A 19,813-nucleotide genomic window follows, 5' to 3' on the forward strand; every position below is an offset into this window, starting at 1 on the left:
CGACCGCTCGATAGCTAGGTGCTGGAGGATCCGTGGACCTGTCCCTGTCGACCGAGACCGTGGGCGATCGCACGATCGTCAGGGTCGGTGGCGAAATCGACGTATATACCGCGCCCAAGCTGCGCGAGCAGCTGGTCGAGCTGGTGAACGACGGCAATTTCCACCTTGTCGTCGACATGGAAGGTGTGGACTTCCTCGACTCCACCGGTCTCGGCGTGCTGGTCGGCGGCCTGAAGCGGGTGCGAGCCCACGAGGGCTCGCTGCGCCTGGTCTGCAACCAGGAGCGCATTTTGAAGATCTTCCGCATCACCGGCCTCACCAAGGTGTTCCCGATCCACACCTCGGTCGAGGAAGCGGTGGCGGCGACCGACTGACCACCCGCTCCCGGGCGGTCGTGCCCGGGCAGCACGAGAGACACCGAAGGGGGCCGGGCGTTCGGCGGCCCGGCCTCTTCAACGCACGCCCGTAGTCGCGAGGGGGATGCATGGCCACCGTCGAACTCCGCTTCAGCGCGCTGCCCGAGCACGTCCGGACCGCCCGGCTCGTGGCGGCGGCGGTGGCGCGCAGGGCCGGGGTGGACGAGGCCGTCCTCGACGAGGTGCGCCTCGCCGTCGGCGAGGCTTGCTCCCGCGCCGTCGGACTGCACCAGCACGCCGGTATCTCGGCGCCCGTGCGGGTGCTGCTGACCGAGGAGGAGAAGCAGTTCTCCATCGAGGTCGGCGACGAGGCCCCGCACGCTCCCGTCCGTGCCCGCTCGGCTGACGAGGTGCTCGGCGACCCCGACGCGGAGACCGAGGAGGACGAGATGGGCCTCGCGGTCATCAGCGGCCTCGTCGACGACGTCGAGGTCAGTGCCGGGGAGAACGGCGGATCGATCCGCATGAGGTGGCCGACCACGCCGCAGGCCGCGCAGTTCACCTGACCGGTTCACCCGTACGCCGACCGTTTTCCGAAGGGCCCCCTGCGTGGGGGCCCTCCGGCGTGTGCGGGGGCCGGGGACCGCGCTTACAGTGGTTCCCAGCGGAAGATCGCGTGAATTCGTTCACGATCCTCCGCGCCCGGGAAAATGCGATCACGAGAATGCCCCGAAGGCATTACCGATTTCCGGCCGACCGGTCGCCGGAGATCAATGGTGAAGGCGACTGCACGCCATTTACATTTCTCGCGGTCTGTTTAGATCAGGTTCCGGTACCTACAATCCCGTCCACATCTTGAGCTCAGCCCAAGCGTCAAGGAGGACGAATGGCGGGGCTTTCCATCTCATACGAGTCGGGCCAACCCACATCCCTCGCAGCCGCCGTGCTGACCGACGAGAACCGCGTGCTCGTGGTGACCATCGGCATCGTGGCCCTGGCGGCGCTGGCCGTCGCGGCGATCCTGGTGCGCCAGGTGCTCGCGGCCGGAGAGGGCACCGACAGCATGAAGAAGATCGCGGCCGCGGTCCAGGAGGGCGCCAACGCCTATCTGGCCCGCCAGCTGCGCACGCTCGGCGTATTCGCCGTGATCGTTTTCTTCCTGCTCATGCTGTTGCCCGCGGACGACTGGAATCAGCGTGCCGGGCGGTCGGTGTTCTTCTTGATCGGAGCGGCGTTCTCGGCGGCCACCGGCTATATCGGCATGTGGCTCGCGGTACGCAGCAATGTCCGGGTCGCAGCCGCGGCCCGGGAAGCCACTCCGGCCGAGGGCGAGCCGGAAAAGGATCTCACCACCGTTTCGCACAAAGCGACGAAGATCGCTTTCCGTACGGGCGGTGTGGTCGGCATGTTCACGGTGGGACTGGGTCTGCTCGGCGCCGCCTGTGTCGTGCTGGTGTACGCGGCCGACGCGCCGAAGGTGCTCGAGGGCTTCGGCCTCGGGGCCGCGCTGATCGCGATGTTCATGCGGGTCGGCGGCGGCATCTTCACCAAGGCCGCCGACGTCGGCGCCGACCTGGTCGGCAAGGTCGAGAAGGGCATTCCGGAGGACGATCCGCGCAATGCCGCGACCATCGCCGACAACGTGGGCGACAACGTCGGCGACTGCGCGGGCATGGCGGCCGACCTCTTCGAGTCGTACGCCGTGACGCTGGTGGCCGCGCTGATCCTCGGGTCCGCGGCGTTCGGCAACGCGGGCCTGGCCTTCCCGCTGCTCGTCCCCGCGATCGGTGTGATCACCGCGATGATCGGCATCTTCGCGGTGGCGCCCCGGCGCGCCGACCGCAGCGGCATGAGCGCGATCAACCGCGGGTTCTTCATCTCCGCGGTGATCTCGCTCGTCCTCGTCGCGATCGCCACATTCGTCTACCTGCCGTCGTCGTACGCCGACCTCGACGGGGTGACCGACGAGGCGGTGCTGGGCAAGAGCGGCGATCCGCGGGTCCTCGCACTGGTCGCGGTGGCCATCGGCATCGTGCTCGCCGCGCTGATCCAGCAGCTCACCGGCTACTTCACCGAGACCACCCGGCGCCCGGTACGGGACATCGGGAAGACCTCGCTGACCGGACCGGCCACCGTGGTCCTCGCCGGAGTCTCCGTGGGTCTGGAATCGGCCGTCTACACCGCCCTGCTGATCGGCCTCGGCGTGTACGGGGCGTTCCTGCTGGGCGGCACGTCGATCATGCTGGCGCTGTTCGCGGTGGCGCTGGCCGGCACCGGTCTGCTCACCACGGTCGGTGTGATCGTCGCGATGGACACCTTCGGCCCGGTCTCCGACAACGCGCAGGGCATCGCCGAGATGTCCGGCGACGTCGAGGGCGCGGGCGCGCAGGTGCTCACGAACCTGGACGCCGTCGGCAACACCACCAAGGCCATCACCAAGGGCATCGCCATCGCCACGGCCGTGCTCGCGGCGTCGGCGCTGTTCGGCTCGTACCGGGACGCCATCACCACCGGCGCGCGGGAGGTGGGCGAACGGCTCAGCGGCGAGGGCGCGCCGCTGACGCTGATGATGGACATCTCGCAGCCCAACAACCTCGTCGGCCTGATCGCGGGCGCGGCGGTCGTCTTCCTCTTCTCGGGGCTGGCGATCAACGCGGTGTCGCGGTCGGCGGGTTCGGTGGTCTACGAGGTGCGGCGGCAGTTCCGCGAGAAGCCCGGGATCATGGACTACAGCGAGAAGCCCGAGTACGGCAAGGTCGTCGACATCTGCACCAAGGACGCCCTGCGGGAGCTCGCCACGCCCGGTCTGCTCGCGGTGATGGCGCCCATCTTCATCGGGTTCACGCTCGGTGTGGGCGCACTCGGCGCCTTCCTGGCCGGCGCGATCGGCGCGGGCACGCTGATGGCGGTGTTCCTCGCCAACTCCGGCGGGGCGTGGGACAACGCCAAGAAGCTCGTCGAGGACGGCCACCACGGCGGCAAGGGGAGCGAGGCCCACGCGGCCACCGTCATCGGCGACACGGTCGGCGACCCCTTCAAGGACACCGCCGGCCCGGCGATCAACCCCCTGCTGAAGGTGATGAACCTGGTGGCGCTGCTCATCGCGCCCGCGGTCATCAAGTTCTCCTACGGCGCCGACAGGAGTGTCGGGATGCGGGTGCTGATCGCGGTGCTCTCCGCGCTGGTCATCATCGCGGCGGTGTACGTGTCCAAGCGGCGCGGGATCGCCGTGGACGACGACGAGGGAGGCGCGGAACCGAAGTCCAACTCGCCCGATCCGGCGGTGGTTTCCCGGTAGGGCACGCCGGACACCGGTTCAAGGTGCGGGCGGGCGGCGCGGATTGACGCGCCGCCCGCCCGCACCGTTTTGTGCCCGTGACCCTTGTCTCGCCTGGTGCAAATGGCTGCAAAAGATGGCATACCGGATGTCCGACAAGTGGGTGTAGGCCATCCGGCGTGTATGTTCCGGGGCCGAAGGCCATGGAAGGGACCAATCCGGTGAACAAGAAGCTCGCGGCCGCACTGTCCGGCGGTGCGGTACTGGTACTGGCGCTGACGGGATGCGGCGGCGACGACAGCGACGAGAAGCTGAACTCCTGGGCGAAGGAGGTCTGCGACGCCGTGCAGCCGCAGGCCGCCAAGATCAAGGCGGCCAACACCGCCATCCAGAAGGAGACCTCGGACAACAGCACGCCGCAGGCCGTCCAGCAGGCCGACTCGAAGGCCTTCCAGGACATGTCCGACGCCTACAAGGCCATCGGCGCCGCCGTGAACAAGGCGGGCGCGCCCGACGTCGAGAACGGCGAGCAGAAGCAGCAGGACGCCGTGAAGGAGCTCAACAGCATCTCCGCGTCCTACGCCACCCTGAAGAAGCAGGTCGACGGCCTCAACACCAAGGACCAGGCGGAGTTCGCCGACGGTCTGAAGGACATCGCGGCCGAGCTGGACAAGCTGAGCAAGAGCGGCAGCGACGCCCTCAGCACGCTGGAGGAGGGCAAGGTCGGCGAGGCCATGTCCCGCCAGGCCAGCTGCCAGACGGCCACGGCGTCGGCGGGCGCGACCAAGAGCTGAACCCGCTCGCGCGGCGCGGGTGCTGGCACGAGCTGACACGGGCCCCCAGCGGGCGCGACCAACAGCTGACCGAGCTCCCGCCCGCCCCGGCGCGACACCGAGAGCTGACGACGGCTCAGCGCACGCGGGTGCGCGCCGGGTGGGGGCGGCGGCCACAATGGGGGGCGTGAGTGACGCCAGCCTGCCGCCCCTGCCCTCGTCCGACCGCACCGACGCCGCCGCCCGGCTGCGGGAGGCGCTGCTCGGCGCCTCCTTCACCGCCGACGGACTCCTCGACCTGCTCGGCGCCCCCGCCTACGCGGCACTGGCTCGCAGCGAGACCGTCCCCGCGCTCCGCGCCACCCGCGGGGACACTCCGCTGGAGCTGCTCGTACGGCTCTTCCTGCTCCAGCAGCCGGTGGCGCGCGCGGGCCTGGACGGCGTCCTGCCCGTCGACGCGTGCCTGGAGAGCGGCTGGCTCCGCCCCGCCGGCGGCGACTCGCTCGCGGCGACCGTGGACGTCCGGCCGTACGGAGGGTCCGACGGTGAGGACTGGTTCGTGGTGTCGGACCTCGGGTGCGCGGTCGGCGGCGCCGGGGGCATCGGCAGCCGGGAGCCTGGCGTGGTGCTCGGTGTCGGCGGCGCGTCCACGACGCTGGCCGGCATCACCGTCCGTACGCCCGTGAGGTCGGCGCTCGACGTCGGCACCGGGTCCGGCATCCAGGCGCTGCACGCCGCCCGGCACGCGACGCGCGTGACCGCCACCGACGTGAACCCGCGCGCCCTGCACATCACGGCGCTCACCCTGGCGCTGTCCGGGGTCCCGGCCGCCGATCTGCGCGAGGGATCGCTGTTCGCCCCGCTGCGGGACGACGAGACGTACGACCTGATCGTGTCCAACCCCCCGTTCGTCATCTCGCCCGGGGCGCGGCTCACCTACCGCGACGGCGGGATGGGCGGGGACGACCTGTGCCGCACGCTCGTCCAGCAGGCGGGGGAGCGGCTCACCGAGGGCGGCTACGCGCAGTTCCTCGCGAACTGGCAGCACGTGGAGGGGGAGGACTGGCAGGACCGGCTCCGCTCCTGGGTGCCGCGCGGCTGCGACGCGTGGATCGTGCAGCGCGAGGTGCAGGACGTGACGCAGTACGCCGAGCTGTGGCTGCGGGACGCGGGCGACCACCGCGGGGACGAGGCGGAGTACCGGGCGCGGTACGACGCATGGCTGGACGAGTTCGAGGCGCGCGAGGTCAAGGCGGTCGGCTTCGGCTGGATCACCCTGCGCCGGTCGGACGCGGCCGTGCCGTCGGTCACGGTGGAGGAGTGGCCGCACCCGGTGGAGCAGCCGCTCGGCGACACGGTCCGTGCGCACTTCGAGCGGCTGGACTACCTGCGGTCGCACGACGACGCGGCGCTGCTCGAGGCGCGCTTCGAGCTGGCGCCCGACGTGGTGCAGGAACAGGTCGGGCTGCCCGGCGCCGAGGACCCGGAGCACGTCGTGCTGCGCTCGAACCGCGGGATGCGCCGGGCGACCAAGGTCGACACGATCGGCGCGGGGTTCGCCGGCGTCTGCGACGGCACCATGACCGCCGGGCGGATCCTGGACGCCATCGCCCAGCTCCTCGGCGAGGATCCCGTCCTGTTGCGTGACCGCACCCCGGCGCAGATCCGGCTGCTGGTGGAGCAGGGGTTCCTGAACCCGGTGGACTGAGGCTCCGCGTTCCGGGTGCGGGTGGTCGTGGGTTGCTCGCGCGGTTCCCCGCGCCCCCGCAGGGCGCCGCGCCTCAACGGGTGCGGGGAACCGCGCGACCAGCCCCCACCGCCCCGCGGCCGACAACGAAACCGCGCCACGACACGTCACACACGCCCCTCGCACCACCCACGCCACGGTGACCGGCTCCCGTACGCCCCTGTGTCGTGCGCCGCATCTTTCACGCCCATGTCGGCCCCGGGGCCGGTCTGTCCCGAACTCGCGGAAATTTCCGGAAGCGGAGTGCGCGTGCCCGCTTCCGGTCTTCCCGACGCCCTCCCGAGCCGCTCCGTTCACCTCCGGTTCGTCCTCCCGCCGCCGATGCCTGGCAGCGTCACCGGCAGTCGGCACAGGGACGGACGACGAGGGGGCGCGGGCGACGATGGAGAGCGGTCCTGCGATCTTCACAGGGACGGTGTTCTGCCTGTTCGGCGCCGGTTTGCTGGCCTGGACGGTGTCCCGCGCGCGACAGCACCGCCCGGTCGCCCTCGGTGTGAACCGCGTCGCGTCGACCACGGTCGCCGGGACCGTCGCGACCGTCTCCCTGGCCCTCGGCGCCTGGTGCTTCACCCGCCTCTGAGGTGCGCCGTGATCCGGACGCCCGCGGTAACCGGGGGATCGCGCTCCGCATAAGAGCGGGCGGAGTCTGGACACTCCGGGCGGCAGGAACGGTGGTAGTCGGGTTACCGTTCGAGTGGCCGTTGCGGGCTTTTCCCGTTTGACACGGGGGCGGGATGTACCGTCACACTCCGCAGCGTCACCATGACCCGACCCCGGGGAGAAGCGCCTGGGGAGGCCCGAGCGTCGACGGAGAGAAGAGCGAAGTTGTCCCCGACCAGCGAGACCGCGAACGGCGGCCGCCGACTCGTCATCGTCGAGTCGCCTGCCAAGGCGAAGACGATCAAGGGCTATCTCGGCCCTGGCTACATCGTCGAGGCGAGCGTCGGGCACATTCGCGACCTTCCCAACGGCGCTGCGGAGGTTCCGGAGAAGTACACCGGCGAGGTGCGCCGCCTCGGTGTGGACGTCGAACATGACTTCCAGCCGATCTATGTGGTCAACGCGGACAAGAAGGCGCAGGTCAAGAAGCTCAAGGACCTGCTGAAGGAGTCCGACGAGCTCTTCCTCGCCACCGATGAGGACCGCGAGGGCGAGGCCATCGCGTGGCACCTCCAGGAAGTGCTGAAGCCGAAGATCCCGGTCAAGCGCATGGTGTTCCACGAGATCACCAAAGACGCGATCCGGGAGGCCGTGGCCAACCCGCGCGAGCTCAACCAGAAGCTGGTCGACGCCCAGGAGACCCGCCGCATCCTCGACCGTCTCTACGGCTACGAGGTCTCGCCGGTCCTGTGGAAGAAGGTCATGCCGCGGCTGTCCGCCGGCCGCGTGCAGTCCGTCGCCACCCGGCTCGTCGTCGAGCGGGAGCGCGAGCGCATGGCGTTCCGCTCCGCCGAGTACTGGGACCTGACCGGCACCTTCTCCACCGGCCGCGCCGGCGACCCGAGCGACCCGTCGACGCTGGTCGCGCGGCTGCAGACGGTCGACGGACGCCGCGTCGCGCAGGGCCGTGACTTCGACTCCCTGGGCCGGCTGAAGAGCGCGAACATCCTCCACCTCGACGAGGCGAACGCCCGCGCGCTCGCCGCCGCCCTGGAGGACACGCGTTTCGCGGTCCGCTCGGTCGAGTCCAAGCCGTACCGCCGCTCGCCGTACGCGCCGTTCCGTACGACGACGCTGCAGCAGGAGGCGAGCCGCAAGCTCGGTTTCGGCGCGAAGGCCACGATGCAGATCGCGCAGAAGCTGTACGAGAACGGCTACATCACTTACATGCGTACGGACTCGACGACCCTGAGCGAGACGGCGGTCGCCGCCGCCCGCGCCCAGGTCACGCAGCTGTACGGAGCTGACTACCTGCCGCCGCAGCCCCGCACCTACGCGGGCAAGGTGAAGAACGCGCAGGAGGCGCACGAGGCGATCCGTCCTTCGGGGGACCGTTTCCGCACGCCCGCCGAGACCGGTCTGACCGGCGACCAGTTCAAGCTCTACGAGCTGATCTGGAAGCGGACCGTCGCCTCGCAGATGAAGGACGCGACCGGCAACAGCGTGACGGTGAAGATCGGCGGCACCGCCGCCGACGGCCGGGACGTCGAGTTCAGCGCGTCCGGCAAGACCATCACCTTCCACGGCTTCCTCAAGGCCTACGTCGAGGGCGCCGACGACCCGAACGCCGAGCTGGACGACCGTGAGCGCCGGCTGCCGCAGGTCGCCGAGGGCGACGCGCTGAGCGCCGAGGAGATCTCGGTCGACGGCCACGCCACCAAGCCCCCGGCCCGCTACACCGAGGCGTCGCTGGTCAAGGAGCTGGAGGAGCGGGAGATCGGCCGCCCGTCGACGTACGCGTCGATCATCGGCACGATCCTCGACCGCGGCTACGTGTTCAAGAAGGGCACGGCCCTGGTGCCGTCGTTCCTCTCCTTCGCCGTGGTCAACCTGCTGGAGAAGCACTTCGGCCGGCTCGTCGACTACGACTTCACCGCGAAGATGGAGGACGACCTCGACCGCATCGCGCGCGGTGAGGCCCGCGCCGTGCCGTGGCTGAAGCGGTTCTACTTCGGTGAGGGCACGGACAACGGCGACGCGGCCGAGGCGGGCAACGGCGACGGGGACCACCTCGGCGGTCTCAAGGAGCTGGTGACCGACCTGGGCGCGATCGACGCGCGCGAGGTGTCGTCGTTCCCGGTGGGCAACGGCATCGTGCTGCGGGTCGGGCGCTACGGCCCGTACATCGAGCGTGGCGAGAAGGACACCGAGGAGCACCAGCGCGCCGACATCCCGGAGGACCTGGCGCCCGACGAGCTGACCGTCGAGCTGGCCGAGGAGCTGCTCGCCAAGCCGAGCGGCGACTTCGAACTGGGCACCGACCCGGCGACCGGGCACACGATCGTCGCCAAGGACGGCCGCTACGGCCCGTACGTCACGGAGATCCTGCCCGAGGGCACGCCGAAGACCGGCAAGAACGCGGTCAAGCCGCGCACCGCCTCGCTCTTCAAGTCGATGTCGCTGGACACGGTGACGCTCGACGACGCGCTGAAGCTGATGTCGCTGCCGCGCGTGGTCGGCGTGGACACCGACGGCCAGGAGATCACCGCGCAGAACGGCCGCTACGGCCCGTACCTGAAGAAGGGCACGGACTCGCGGTCGCTGCAGTCGGAGGACCAGATCTTCACCATCACGCTGGAGGAGGCGCAGGCGATCTACGCCCAGCCCAAGCAGCGTGGCCGGGCCGCGGCCAAGCCGCCGCTGAAGGAGCTGGGCACCGACCCGGTCAGCGAGAAGCCGGTCGTGGTGAAGGACGGCCGCTTCGGCCCGTACGTCACCGACGGCGAGACCAACGCGACGCTGCGGTCCGGCGACAGCGTGGAGACGATCACGCCGGAGCGCGGGTTCGAGCTGCTGGCCGAGAAGCGCGCCAAGGGTCCCGCCAAGAAGACGGCGAAGAAGACCGCCAAGAAGACGACGGCCAAGAAGACGGCCGCCAAGAAGGCGCCGGCGAAGAAGACGGCGGCCGCCAAGACGACCGCCGCGAAGAAGACCACGGCCGCGAAGAAGGCGCCGGCGAAGAAGACCGCCGCCAAGAAGACGGCCGCGGCGAACGGCGCGGAGGACTGATCACCGTCCCGCCGGGCACCGGAATCCCCGTCCCCTGACGCGGGTTCCACCGCCCGGCGTTCGGAATGCGAACGTCCCGGTACGGTTCCGTATCGGGGCGTGTGCATGTCAGGCGCGTCGGCCCCGGGGTGTCCCTCCGGGCCGATAGGCTGAACGCATGACGCGAGCCGAGCAGCCCACGGCCTCCCCACCGGCCCCCGACGACGCCCTTGTCGCGGACTCCCGCGAGCGTGCCGTCCGCGCCCTGCTGCGCCGACCGCAGGTGAAACGGCTGTGGAGCGCACAGCTCGTGGGCGGCGTCGGCGACGTCCTCGCCCTCCTCGTGCTGACGCTCCTCGTCCTTCAGGCGTCGGTCGCCGAGCAGGCGTTCGGCGGCGGATACCGGGGAGCGGCGTTCGCAGTGGCGACCGTTCTCGGTGTGCGGATCCTCGCGACGCTGCTGTTCGGCGCCGTGCTCCTCGGCCCGCTCACGTCGCTCACCTCGCAGGACGGTCCGCTCGACCGCCGCTGGACCATGGTCGGCGCGGACGGGCTGCGCGTCGCCCTGCTGATCGTCGCGCCCCTGTGGATCGACTGGACGCCCGGCAACGCCCTGGCGATCCTGCTCGTCACCGCGTTCGTGGCCGGGGTGGCCGAGCGTTTCTGGACGGTGTCCCGCGAGGGCGCCGCGCCCGCGCTGCTGCCCGGGCCGCCGCCCGAGGGCGCCAGCATCCGGCCGCTGCCCGACCACCTGGACGCCCTGCGCCGCCTGTCGCTGCGCACCGGCTTCGTGGCGATACCGCTCGCCGCGCTGACCCTGGTCGTCGCGGCCCTGGCCAACAACCTGCTGGGCACGGGCATCGAGTGGTTCGGCCGGCACCAGGCGGCCCTCGCCTCGTACGTCGCGGCCGGACTGTTCGCCGCGTCGCTGTCCGTCGTCACCTTCCTCGAGCTGCCCGGCACGCGCACGCCCCGTCCTCGCTCGCCGCTGGAGGGCCTGCGCCGCCCGCGGCACGCCGCCGGAGCCGACAAGGGCCGCACCGGCGCGCTGCCGCTGCTGGTGGTCGCGGGCGCGTCCGTGGCCGGCGCGGTGGCGGCCGCCGTCGCCGTGGCCGTGCTGCACGCCAAGGACCTGGGCGGCGGTCCCGTCCTGTTCGGCCTGATGGTGGGCGCGCTCACCGGCGGCGTGGTCGTCGGCATCCGCACGGCGCCCGCCCTGCTGCCGTCGCTGTCCCGGCGGCGCATGCTCGCCCTCACCCTCGCCTTCACGGGCATCGCGCTGCTCGCCGCCGGCCTCGTCCCGGACGTCACCAGCGTGCTGCTGATCCTCGCGCTGGCCGGCGTCGGCGCGGGCATGGCCGCCAACATCGCGCACACCCTGCTCGACCAGGAGACCGAGGAGCAGCGCCGCTCCCGGGTCACCGAGCACCTGCACGCCGTGGTCCGCGTGTACGTGGGGCTCGGCGCGGTCGTGGCCCCCGTGATCGCGGCGGCGATCGGCCCGCACCGGCTGGAGAACGGCAAGTTCGTCTTCGCCCACGGCGGCGCCGCCTTCACGCTCATGCTCGTCGGCGCCCTGCTGCTGCCGGTCGCCGCGCTGGTGCTGGCCAAGGTCGACGACCGCTCCGGCGTCCCGCTGCGGCAGGACCTGCGGGACGCGCTGCTCGGCGGCGACGACCCCGCCCCCGCGCCCGCGGGCACCGGCTTCTTCATCGCCCTGGAGGGCGGCGACGGCGCCGGCAAGTCCACCCAGGCCGAGGCCCTCGCCGACTGGATCCGCTCCAAGGGCCACGAGGTCGTCCTCACCCGCGAGCCCGGCGCGACCCCGGTCGGCAAGCGGCTGCGCTCGATCCTGCTCGACGTCTCCAGCGCCGGCCTCTCGCACCGCGCCGAGGCCCTGCTCTACGCGGCGGACCGCGCGGAGCACGTGGACACCGTCGTACGCCCGGCGCTGGAGCGCGGCGCGGTCGTCATCAGCGACCGCTACATCGACTCCTCCGTCGCCTACCAGGGCGCCGGACGCGACCTGTCGCCGACCGAGATCGCCCGCATCAACCGCTGGGCCACCGCCGGACTCGTGCCGCACCTGACGGTGCTGCTCGACGTGTCGCCGGAGACCGCGCGGGAGCGGTTCACCGAGGCGCCGGACCGGCTGGAGTCGGAGCCCGCCGAGTTCCACGCGCGCGTGCGCTCCGGTTTCCTCACCCTCGCCGCCGCCGACCCCGGCCGCTACCTGGTCGTCGACGCGGGCCAGGAGCCGGAGGCCGTCACCACGGTGATCCGGCACCGGCTCGACCGCATCCTGCCGCTGTCCGAGGCCGAGATCGCCGCCCGCGAGGAGGCGCGCCGCAAGGCCGAGGAGGAGGCCCGCCGCAAGGCGGAGGAGGAGGCGGCCCGCAAGGCCGAGGAGGAGCGCCTGGAGCGCGAGCGCCAGGAGCAGCTCGCCAAGCTGCGCGCCGAGGAGGAGGAGCGCAAGCGCCGCGAGCTGGAGGAGGCGCAGCGGCGCGAGGCCGAGCGCCAGGCGGAGGAGGCCCGCCGGCGCGCCGAGGAGGCCCGCCGCCGCGCCGAGGAGGAGCGACAGCGGCTGCTCGCCGAGGAGAAGGCGCGCGCCGAGGAGGAAGCGCGCCGCAAGGCCGAGGAGGAGCGCCGCCGCAAGCAGGCGGAGGAGGAGGCCCGGCTGCGCGCCGACGGCCGAGGCGCAGCGCCTGGAGAAGCAGCGCAAGGCCGAGGAGGCCCTGCTGCGCGCCGAGCAGGCCCGGCAGCTCGCCGAGCGCGCGGCGGCCGCGGCGGAGGCGGGCCCGCGGACGACGGCGACGCCCTCCGAGGCGCCTGCGCGGCCCGCCCCGCGTCAGGACGCCCCGCGTCAGGACGCCGACGAGGCGATCACCGTGCCGACGCCGGTGGTCACGCCGACCAACGCGACCGGCGGCCCGGTGGACGAGACGGCCGTCCTGCCCCGCGTACGGGACGAGGACGCCGCGCGGGACACGGACCGTTCGGCGCCGGCCGACGCCGAGGTGACGACCGAGCTGCCCCGCCCGCAGGTGCCGGGCGCGGCGGACGAGACGGCGGTGCTGCCGCCGGTGCGCGAAGGTGCGCCCGGTCCCGAGGGCCCCGACGACCGTACGCGTGAGCTGCCGCAGATCGACGCCGAGAGCGCCCCGCGCCGCCGGGAGCGTCCCGACTGGGCGGAGGAGACCCCGCTGGACGACCTGCCCTCGCTGGCCGACGAACTGCTCGGCCCGCACGAGGACGACCACGGCGACGACGAGGGCCGCGATGGCGGCGGACGGTGGCGCCGGCGCTGAGACGTGGCTGTGCGTGCCGGGCGTGCCTTCGGGCGCGCCCGGCACTGCTGTGTCCGGGACCGATGGGTCAGGAATGTCAGTGCGGACCCGCACAATGGATCCGGCACAGCACGAACGCGACGGAAGGGCGGGCTGACCCATGACCGTGTGGGACGACCTGGTCGGGCAGGAGCGGGTGAGCGAGCAGCTCGCCGCCGCCGCCCGGGACGCCGACGCGTTCGTCACCGCAGCGGCGAGCGACGAGCCCCCGCCCGAGGCGTCCCGTATGACGCACGCGTGGCTGTTCACGGGCCCGCCCGGCGCAGGACGCAACCAGGCGGCGCGCGCCTTCGCCGCCGCCCTCCAGTGCGTCAGCCCCGACCGTGCCCTCGGCGGCGCCCCCGGCTGCGGCTTCTGCGACGGCTGCCACACCGCGCTCGTCGGCACCCACGCCGACGTCTCCACGGTGGCCGCCGTCGGCGCGGAGATCCTGGTCAAGGACATGCGCGACACGGTCCGCAAGTCGTTCACCGCCCCGGCGAACGGCCGCTGGCAGGTGATCCTCGTCGAGGACGCCGAGCGGCTCAACGAGAAGTCCGCCAACGCCGTCCTCAAGGCCGTCGAGGAGCCCGCCCCGCGCACGGTGTGGCTGCTGTGCGCCCCGTCCGTCGAGGACGTCCTGCCGACGATCCGCTCCCGCTGCCGCCACCTCGTCCTGAGCACGCCGTCGGTGGACGCCGTCGCCGACATGCTGGTCCGCCGTGAGGGCATCGAGCCGGACGTCGCCGCCTCCGTCGCCCGCGCCACCCAGGGCCACGTCGACCGGGCGCGCCGCCTGGCCACCGACCCGGACGCGCGCGCCCGCCGTGCCGCCGTGCTGAAGCTGCCGCTGCGCGTCGAGGACGTCGGCGGCGCGCTGAGGGCGGCCCAGGAGCTGGTCGACGCGGCCGCCGAGGACGCCAAGCAGCTCGCCGAGGAGATGGACGGCAAGGAGACCGAGGACCTGAAGGCGGCGCTGGGCGCGGCCCAGGGCGGCCGGCTCCCGCGCGGCACGGCGGGCGTGGTCAAGGACCTGGAGGACATGCAGAAGCGGCGCAGGACGCGCACCCAGCGCGACAGCCTCGACGTCGCCCTCGCCGACCTCACCAGCTTCTACCGCGACGTCCTCGCTCTGCAGCTCGGCTCCCGCATCGCGCTCGCCAACACGGACGCCGAGGACGCGCTGGAGCGGCTGGCCCGCAGCAGCACGCCCGAGTCGACGCTGCGCCGCATCGAGGCGATCGCGGCCTGCGGTGAGGCGCTGGACCGGAACGTGGCGCCGCTGCTGGCGGTGGAGGCGATGACGATGGCGCTGAGGGCGGGCTGAGCGAAGGCCCCCTTTCGGGGCCTGTAACTCGTACGGGGCACGACACGCACGGAACGCGTTCGACCGGTCGCTCACCGTTACGCTCCCGGTATGCACACACGGCGCACCCCACGCAGGACCCGTACCGCAGCAGCCCTGTTCACCGCGGCCGCGCTGTCGCTGGCGGGCTGCTCCTCCGGGACCTCGACGAGTACGACGGCCAGTTCACCGGTGGCGGGAGCGGCCGCCGCGCTCGCCCCGCTGCCGGGCTCGACCCCCACGTCCCTCGCCGAGTACTACGAACAGGAACCGGCGTGGCGCGACTGCGGCGTCCCCGGGTTCCAGTGCGCCACGGTCAAGGCCCCGCTCGACTACGCCGAACCGTCCTCCGGTGACGTCCGCCTCGCCGTCTCCCGCAAGAAGGCCACCGGACCCGGCAAGCGGCTGGGCTCCCTGCTGGTCAACCCGGGCGGCCCCGGCGGCTCGGCGGTCGACTACCTCCAGATGTACGCGGGCATCGGCTACCCCGAAGAGGTGCGCGCCCGCTACGACATGGTGGCCGTCGACCCGCGCGGCGTCGCCCGCAGCGAGCCCGTCGAGTGCCTGAACGGGCACGCGATGGATGCGTACACCCGCACGGACACCACCCCGGACGACGAGAAGGAGACCGAGGCGCTCGTCTCGGCGTACCGGACGTTCGCCGAGGGGTGCGGGGCGAAGGCGCCGAAGCTGCTGCGCCATGTGTCGACCGTCGAGACGGCCCGGGACATGGACATCGTGCGCGCGGTGCTCGGCGACGAGAAGCTGACGTACGTCGGCGCGTCGTACGGCACGCTGCTGGGCGCGACGTACGCGGGGCTGTTCCCGGAGCGGACCGGGCGGCTGGTGCTGGACGGGGCGATGGACCCCTCGCTGGACGCGCGGCGGATCAACCTGGAGCAGACGGAGGGCTTCGACACGGCCTTCACGGCGTTCGCGAAGGACTGCGTGCGGCGGAGCGACTGCCCGCTGGGCGGGAAGGGGACGTCGCCGGAGAAGGTCGGCGAGAACCTGAAGAAGTTCTTCGAGAAGCTCGACGCCCGCCCGCTGCCCGCAGGCGACGCCGACGGCCGCGAGCTGACCGAGTCGCTGGCGACGATGGGCGTCATCGCGGCGATGTACGACGAGGCATCCTGGCAGCGGCTGCGCGAGGCGCTGACGAGCGCGATGAAGGAGAAGGACGGCGCGGGCCTGATCGTCCTGTCCGACAGCTACTACGAGCGGGACGCGGGCGGCGCGTACAGCAACCTGATGTCCGCCAACGCGGCCGTCAACTGCCTCGACCTGCCGCCCGCCTTCGAGAACCCGGAGCAGGTCGAGAAGGCGCTCCCCGACTTCGAGAAGGCGTCCCCGGTGTTCGGCGAGGGCCTCGCCTGGGCCTCGCTGAACTGCGCGTACTGGCCGGTGCAGCCCACGGGCGAGGCCCAGCGGATCAAGGCGAAGGGCGCGGCGCCGATCGTGGTCGTGGGCACCACCCGGGACCCGGCCACGCCGTACCGCTGGGCGAAGGGCCTGGCCGGCCAGCTCTCCTCCGCCCGCCTCCTCACCTACGACGGCGACGGCCACACGGCGTACGGCCGCGGCAGCGCCTGCGTCGACGCGGCGATCAACACGTATCTGCTGAAGGGCACCCCTCCGGCGGACGGAAAGCGCTGCTCGTAGCGGGTACGGCCACCCCCGGAGGCGACGGCTCCGCCCCGCCTCCGGGGGCGGTACGAAGCACCCTCGGAAACTGTGTAGACTTACCGACGTCGCTGATCGCACCATGGTGCGCAGGACACGCCGCCTTAGCTCAGATGGCCAGAGCAACGCACTCGTAATGCGTAGGTCTCGGGTTCGAATCCCGAAGGCGGCTCTCTCTGAAAGGTCCAGCTCATTTCTCATGAGCTGGACCTTTTTCGTTCAGTACGCGTCCGCCGCCGGTCCGGCCGGGATGCGTTCCGCGCGCAGGAGCGCCCGGGCCGTCCTCAGGATCTCGGCGTCCTCGTCCGCACCGCACGCGTCCAGCACGCGCAGCAGTCGCGTCCCCCATACGTCCGGGTCCGACGCATGCGCGTCGAGGACGCGGACGGCGTAGGGGCCGGCCGTGGTGTCGGGGGACGTCAGGCGGCGGCGGACCGCCTGCCTCAGCGCGTCGTGGAGGTCGTGGACGGTTCCGCGGGCAGGGCCCGTCAGGGCGGCCGCCGCTCCGGTCGTCAGCGCGGTGGCCACCAGTTCCGCTCCGGTCAACGTGGGTCCCCTTCGGATGTGCGGGTTGTGCGCTTTCGCACGGCCACTGTGTCCGCAGGTGCTGCAATGCTGATGAACTGGCGATGAAGTGCGGGAGCGGAGGCTCGGGTTGGGCGGGAATTCTCAGCGGCTGCGCATCGAGGTGCTCGGCCCGCTGCGGGCCTGGCGGGACGGGGAGCCTCTGGCCCTGGGGCCCGTCCGACGGCAGACCGTGCTGGCCGCCCTGCTGCTCCGCGACGGCGCCGTGGTCAGTCACGAGCAACTGCTCGACGGCGTCTGGGGAGCCGACCCGCCCGCGTCCGGCACCAAGGTGCTGGCCAGTCACGTCAATCCGCTGCGCAGGACGCTCGACCGGGCCGGGACCCGCCACACGGAGTCGGTGATCCGCAGCGGCAAGGGCTGGTACCGCTTCGTCCTCGACGACGTCCGCCTTGATCTGACCGACCTCGCCGAGCTGGGGGACCGGGCGCTGCGGACCAAGGCGAGCGGTGATCTGGCTGGAGCAGCCGGGCAGTTGACCGACGCCCTCGCGCTGTTCCAGGGCGAGCCGCTCGCCCACCTCTCCGGGCCGTTCGCCGCGGCCGAGCGGGAACGGCTCCTCGAGCGGCGGCGCACCCTGAGGCTCGCCCGGCTCTCCTGCCTGGTCGATCTCGGGCGGTACGGCGACGCCCTGGACGACCTGGCCCGCCTGCCCGAGTCCGACCGGTACGACGAGTCGGTGCTGGCCCTGCGCATGCGCGCCCTCTACGGCTGCGAACGCCAGGCGGAGGCCCTCCACGCCTACGAGGACATGCGCCGGCGTCTCGCCGACGAGCTGGGCGTCGACCCCGGGGAGGAGCTGCGGCGTGTGTACGAGGCCGTGCTGCGTCAGGACGACGGCACGCTTCTCGGCACCGCCGCCGAGCGTCAGGTCGTCGCCCTGCAGCCGCCCGCCCCTCGGCGCCCCGTCAATCAGCTGCCGGGCGACACCGGGCAACTGGTGGGGCGAGAGGACGAGTTGTCCGTCCTGACCGGTCCGGACCCCGACGACGCCGTCTCCGTCGTCGCCGTTGACGGTCCCGCCGGGGTCGGCAAGACCGCCCTCGTCGTGCGGGCGGCCCACCGCATCCGCGACCGCTACCCCGACGGGTGCCTCTTCGTGGACCTGCACGCACACAGCCGCGAACGCGGCAGACCCGCGCCGGAACGCGTGCTGCGGCGGCTGCTGCGCTCCCTCGGCGCGGACGGCAGCGAGGTGCCGGACGACCTCGACGACCTCATGACCGCCTGGCGGGCCGTCACCAGCCCGCTGCGTCTGCTGCTCGTCCTCGACGACGCCGCCGGCACCCGGCAGATCCGGCCGCTGCTGCCCGCGGGACCCGGCAGCAGGGTGATCGTCACCGGCCGGCAGCGGCTCGCGGGCCTGGACGCCGACCGCCGGGTCACCCTGGAGACCCTCGGCCCCGGCGAGGCGGCCTCCCTGCTGCGGCACATCGTCGGCCGGGAGCGGACGGACCAGGAACCGGAGGCGACCCGGGAACTGGTCCGGCTGTGCGCCGGGCTGCCGCTGGCGCTGCGCATCGCGGGCACGCGGCTGCAGACCAGGCCCGCCTGGTCGCTGGCCTACCTGGTGGAGCGGATGACGGACGACGAGGGGCGCCTTGGCGAACTCAGCGCGGGCGACCGCAGCGTGGAGGCGGCGTTCCGGCTGTCGTACGACCAGTTGCCGCCGGAGCAGCGGCGGGGGTTCCGGACGCTGGGGCTGGCGCCGACGGTGGAGTTCGACGTGCGCACCCCCGCGGCGATGCTCGGCCGGCCCGCCCGGGACGCCGAGCGAATCCTGGAGAGCCTGGTCGACACGAGCCTGTTGCAGCAGCCCCGGCCGGGGCGATACCGGCTGCACGACCTGGTGCGGGTCCACGCGCGCCGGCTGGCCGAGGCCGAGCCCGGCGAGGCGGGGCCGGCACGTGAGGCGGCGCTGCGTCTCTACCTGGACGCGGCCCGCGTGGCCAGTGACTGGGGCGCCGGCGGCTATCCCACCGGGCCCGGGCCGTCCGGGACGTCGTTCACCGGCTGGCGGGAGGCCGCGGTGTGGCTGGACGAGGCCGGCGGGGAGTTGGTCGACGTCATCGCGCACGCCGTGGCGTCCGGCGAGACCGACCACGCCTGCTGGATCGCGGAGGCCCTGACGGACCACTTCGTCGGCCGCGGCCGCCTCCACGAGTGCCAGGCGGCCCTCGAGACCGCGCTGCCGTACGCCGACGCGGCGTCGGACCGGCGGATGGCGCCCGCGCTGCACAACTGCCTCGGCTACACCCTCACCCACCGAGCGCGTTTCCCCGAGGCCTGCCGTCATCTGCGGACCGCGCTCGTCCTCGGCCGTGAGCGCGGGGAGCCGCACGAGGAGGGGCGGGCCCTCGTGGGACTCGGGGCGATGACCGGGCTCGGGGCGACGGTCGGGCTGGGGACGACCGCCGGGCCGGGAGCCACAGGGCCGGACGCCGGCCAGGTCGAGGGAGGGGTGTCCGTGCTCGTCGCGGGGCGGGAGCTCGCCGAGCGGTACGACGACCACTGGCTCGTCGCCATGGCCTCCTTCGCCCTCGGGTTCGTCCGCCACCGCCAGGGCCGGGACGAGGAGGCGCTGGCCTGCTTCCGGGACGCCCACACCCGCGGCCGGGCCATCGGCCGCCCGCGGGCCCTGAGCAGGGCGCTGACCTCGAACCTCGATCTGCACCTCTACCTCGACCCGTCGGCGGCCAGGGTCCTGTTCCGCCGGGTGGCCGACCTGATCCAGCGGACCGGTGACGTCCTCCTGCACACCCTCACGCTGGCGCGGCTCGGCACGGCGGAGCACAACGCGGGGAACCTGGACGCGGCGGCCGAGGTGTTCCGGCGCGCCCTCGCGCAGCACGGGACACCGGGTCCGCTCGACGACCCCGACCACGACCGGCGCGAGATGGACCTGCGGTGCCGGCTGGGCCGTGCCTACCGGGCGGCGGGGCGGACCGCGGAGGCCCGGGAGCAGTTCCGGGTCGCGCTGTCCGTGCCGGGCGCCGACCGGTACCCGAAGGAGCACAAGCAGGCGGTCGAGGGGCTCGCCGCCACGGAGGGGCCGGTGCGGGCCGGCTGACCC

The 19,813-nt window shown here is 72.7% G+C and carries 11 protein-coding genes, 1 tRNA gene and 1 pseudogene; 12 read left to right on the plus strand and 1 reads right to left on the minus strand.

The annotated features are described in order from the left end of the window. The first annotated feature begins 32 nt into the window (after positions 1-32). From bldG to AY578_RS18010, 11 genes and pseudogenes are all read left to right on the plus strand, one after another. A complete protein-coding gene (gene bldG, locus AY578_RS17960) occupies positions 33-374 on the plus strand; it encodes an anti-sigma factor antagonist BldG (RefSeq protein WP_019527076.1) in 342 nt (113 codons plus the stop codon). 110 nt (positions 375-484) lie between these two features. Then, positions 485-922, plus strand: a complete 438-nt coding sequence (locus AY578_RS17965; protein WP_136238737.1) for an ATP-binding protein — start codon at positions 485-487, stop codon at positions 920-922. Between the two features lie 320 nt (positions 923-1,242). Then, on the plus strand, positions 1,243-3,654 hold the full coding sequence (locus tag AY578_RS17970) for a sodium-translocating pyrophosphatase (RefSeq protein WP_026244161.1): 2,412 nt from the start codon (positions 1,243-1,245) through the stop codon (positions 3,652-3,654). A gap of 182 nt (positions 3,655-3,836) precedes the next feature. After that, on the plus strand, positions 3,837-4,427 hold the full coding sequence (locus AY578_RS17975) for a small secreted protein (protein WP_086020222.1): 591 nt from the start codon (positions 3,837-3,839) through the stop codon (positions 4,425-4,427). Between the two features lie 157 nt (positions 4,428-4,584). Beyond that, on the plus strand, positions 4,585-6,114 hold the full coding sequence (locus AY578_RS17980; RefSeq protein WP_019527429.1) for a DUF7059 domain-containing protein: 1,530 nt from the start codon (positions 4,585-4,587) through the stop codon (positions 6,112-6,114). A 421-nt stretch (positions 6,115-6,535) separates the two neighbouring features. Continuing rightward, positions 6,536-6,733: a hypothetical protein gene (locus tag AY578_RS17985; protein ID WP_019527428.1), complete on the plus strand. Its 198-nt coding sequence runs from the start codon at positions 6,536-6,538 to the stop codon at positions 6,731-6,733. 245 nt (positions 6,734-6,978) lie between these two features. Next, the gene (topA, locus tag AY578_RS17990) at positions 6,979-9,822 is read left to right on the plus strand and encodes a type I DNA topoisomerase (protein WP_019527427.1); all 2,844 of its coding nucleotides are present in this window, start codon (positions 6,979-6,981) and stop codon (positions 9,820-9,822) included. Between the two features lie 157 nt (positions 9,823-9,979). Beyond that, positions 9,980-13,109, plus strand: a pseudogene (tmk, locus tag AY578_RS17995) (dTMP kinase). A gap of 139 nt (positions 13,110-13,248) precedes the next feature. Continuing rightward, complete coding sequence (locus tag AY578_RS18000; RefSeq protein ID WP_019527425.1) at positions 13,249-14,454, plus strand: DNA polymerase III subunit delta'; 1,206 nt, start codon at positions 13,249-13,251, stop codon at positions 14,452-14,454. A 90-nt stretch (positions 14,455-14,544) separates the two neighbouring features. Further along, complete coding sequence (locus tag AY578_RS18005) at positions 14,545-16,134, plus strand: alpha/beta hydrolase (RefSeq protein ID WP_028959463.1); 1,590 nt, start codon at positions 14,545-14,547, stop codon at positions 16,132-16,134. A 119-nt stretch (positions 16,135-16,253) separates the two neighbouring features. After that, positions 16,254-16,327 (plus strand) — tRNA-Thr (locus AY578_RS18010). Between the two features lie 47 nt (positions 16,328-16,374). On the opposite strand, the gene AY578_RS18015 is transcribed toward AY578_RS18010, so the two are convergent. Continuing rightward, the gene (locus tag AY578_RS18015) at positions 16,375-16,701 is read right to left on the minus strand and encodes a hypothetical protein (protein WP_019526515.1); all 327 of its coding nucleotides are present in this window, start codon (positions 16,699-16,701) and stop codon (positions 16,375-16,377) included. 109 nt (positions 16,702-16,810) lie between these two features. Here AY578_RS18015 and AY578_RS18020 point away from each other — a divergent pair, with 109 nt between their 5' ends. Continuing rightward, positions 16,811-19,810 (plus strand): AfsR/SARP family transcriptional regulator, encoded by a 3,000-nt coding sequence (locus AY578_RS18020; RefSeq protein ID WP_215048682.1) that lies wholly within the window; start codon positions 16,811-16,813, stop codon positions 19,808-19,810. Positions 19,811-19,813: the final 3 nt, after the last annotated feature.

Source organism: Streptomyces thermocarboxydus, assembly GCF_024760485.1.
GTDB lineage: Bacteria > Actinomycetota > Actinomycetes > Streptomycetales > Streptomycetaceae > Streptomyces > Streptomyces cellulosae.

Excerpts from the sequence above, each read along its gene's own strand:
- AY578_RS17965 (WP_136238737.1), top strand. The coding sequence starts at position 485 with ATGGCCACCGTCGAACTCCGCTTCAGCGCGCTGCCCGAGCACGTCCGG.
- AY578_RS17970 (WP_026244161.1), top strand. The coding sequence starts at position 1,243 with ATGGCGGGGCTTTCCATCTCATACGAGTCGGGCCAACCCACATCCCTC.
- AY578_RS17975 (WP_086020222.1), top strand. The coding sequence starts at position 3,837 with ATGGAAGGGACCAATCCGGTGAACAAGAAGCTCGCGGCCGCACTGTCC.
- AY578_RS17980 (WP_019527429.1), top strand. The coding sequence starts at position 4,585 with ATGGGGGGCGTGAGTGACGCCAGCCTGCCGCCCCTGCCCTCGTCCGAC.
- AY578_RS17985 (WP_019527428.1), top strand. The coding sequence starts at position 6,536 with ATGGAGAGCGGTCCTGCGATCTTCACAGGGACGGTGTTCTGCCTGTTC.
- AY578_RS18000 (WP_019527425.1), top strand. The coding sequence starts at position 13,249 with ATGACCGTGTGGGACGACCTGGTCGGGCAGGAGCGGGTGAGCGAGCAG.
- AY578_RS18005 (WP_028959463.1), top strand. The coding sequence starts at position 14,545 with ATGCACACACGGCGCACCCCACGCAGGACCCGTACCGCAGCAGCCCTG.